General features: G+C 56.0%; 3 protein-coding genes. All 3 read left to right on the top strand.

The window, feature by feature from the left end; genetic code table 11:
• Positions 1–418: molecular chaperone DnaJ (locus HZB34_02140; GenBank protein MBI5314753.1), on the top strand; the 418-nt coding region annotated here is incomplete at its 5' end.
• A 39-nt stretch (positions 419–457) separates the two neighbouring features.
• Entirely contained in the window at positions 458–1,198 is a 741-nt protein-coding gene (locus HZB34_02135) for a 16S rRNA (uracil(1498)-N(3))-methyltransferase (GenBank protein MBI5314752.1), read from the top strand.
• A 251-nt stretch (positions 1,199–1,449) separates the two neighbouring features.
• Positions 1,450–2,031: TerC family protein (locus tag HZB34_02130; GenBank protein ID MBI5314751.1), on the top strand; the 582-nt coding region annotated here is incomplete at its 3' end.

Below are 2,031 nucleotides of genomic sequence, written 5' to 3'. Positions count from 1 at the left end.
TGAAGGAGAGCATGGCCCCAATGGTGGCCATCCCGGCGACCTCTACGTAGCGGTTACCGTCAGACCCCATAAAATTTTTCATCGCAAGGGGCTCGATATCGCCTGTGATGTGCCGGTCAATCTCGTCACGGCCGCGCTCGGTGGAAAAGTGGAAGTCCCGACTCTCACGGGGGCAACAGTCATCAAAGTGCCGCCCGGCACACAACATGACAAGGTGCTTCGGATTAAAGGGTTAGGGGTTCCCAGCCTGAAGGGCGGATCGACAGGCGATCAGGTCTATACGATCAAGGTCCAAATCCCCACCAAATTGACCGCCCGACAGAAAGAACTCCTGATGGAGTACGCGAAAGAAAGTGGCATGACTATGGAAGCCAACGGCGACGGCTTCTTTGATAAGATGAAAACCTTCTTCGAGTAGTCTCCCCTACCCATCCGGGTTAATCCCCCTGAGTCCCTCATGCCTGTGTTGTTTGTTTCCCCTGAGCGCATCGATCGGCAGACGATATCGGTCACCGGCGACGTGCTCGTCCATCTCCGAGACAGTTTGCGCATCACAGTCGGCGAGACTCTGTGGCTCAACAACGGACAGGGCGCCAAGTTTCGCGTTGAAATCACCGATGTGTCCAAACAAGCGGTCACCGCACGGGTTCTCGAAACGATCCAGGAACCACCCCGCCAGACGCCTTGTCTCATCCTCGGCCAATCGCTGCTTAAGGGGGAGAAGATGGACTGGGTGATTCAAAAAGCAACAGAGCTCGGCGTGAGCGAAATCGTGCCGATTGAAAGCCGGCACAGTGTGGTACAACTGAAAGCCGACCGCGTGGATCACCAGCTCGCCCGTTGGCAGCGAATCGCCTTAGAAGCCGCCCAGCAATCTGAACAGTGGCGAATCCCCACCGTTGCGACGCCACAATCTCTCTCAGCGCTTCTGACCAGCCTGGCAACCGGCACGCGCACTCTCATGCTGGCCGAGCGGCGGGACGGGAAGAGTTTGCAAACGGTCAACCTACCGCAAGATGCGACCGGTTCTATACTGGTTTTGATTGGACCGGAGGGTGGCTGGAGTCAAGAGGAAGCGCAGATTGCCGAGCAGGCAGGAAGTAGACTCATTACCTGTGGTCAGCACATCTTACGATCTGAAACAGCCGCCATTGCTGCCATCAGCATCCTCCAATCACGTCTCGGCACACTGAGCTAAAGAAGAACTGATGACACTGTGAGAAATTCCGAGGCTCCCCTCTGTGATTGTGGCACAGGGAGTTCGGAGTCGCTCATCCAGTATCGGGCTGTTGATTTCGGAGCGACTAGTCAGTGAGTATGCGTCAAACAGGCGCTTGCACGCGATAGGCTGGCGGATAGTTGTGAGGATTATGCCATTGATGGGAGCGAGCGTGGGGACGCTGCATTCGATCCGGGGTCTAGCTGGTTGCTAGAGAGGTGGACATTCGCATGTTCGATTGGTTGACTCAATCAGAGATGTGGATCGCGTTGGGCACGCTGACGGCCCTCGAAATTGTCCTCGGAATCGACAACATCATCTTCATCTCCGTCCTCGTGAGCCGGCTCCCTCAGCAGCAGCGAAACCTAGCACGCCGTCTTGGGCTAGGCCTTGCGATGATCGCACGACTGGGATTGTTATTCTCGATTTCGCTTGTGATGGAGCTGACGGCTCCCTTATTCACGCTGCTGAACCAAGCGATCTCAGGGCGAGATCTGATTCTCATCATCGGTGGATTGTTTCTCCTCGCCAAAGCCACCCACGAAATTCACGAAAGTCTAGAGGGCGCGGATGACGAAGCAGCCGCATCGGCTCCAGCCAGTTTCGGGATGCTGTTGTTTCAGATCACGGTTCTGGATCTCGTCTTTTCTTTAGATTCCGTCATCACGGCCGTTGGGCTCGTGGAGGACGTCTCGGTCATGGCGACGGCGATCATCGGAGCCGTGCTCGTCATGCTGTTCGCAGCCCGTTCGATCGGCGAATTCGTCGATGCCCATCCAACGATCAAGATTCTCGCGCTATCTTTCCTGATC

It is taken from the genome of Nitrospirota bacterium (assembly GCA_016219645.1).
GTDB lineage: Bacteria > Nitrospirota > Nitrospiria > Nitrospirales > Nitrospiraceae > Palsa-1315.
The sequence above is the reverse complement of the archived record's forward strand: the minus strand, read 5'-3'. Positions and strand labels throughout refer to the sequence as shown.

Coding starts and splice junctions, on each gene's coding strand:
- HZB34_02135 (MBI5314752.1), top strand. CDS start 458: ATGCCTGTGTTGTTTGTTTCCCCTGAGCGCATCGATCGGCAGACGATA.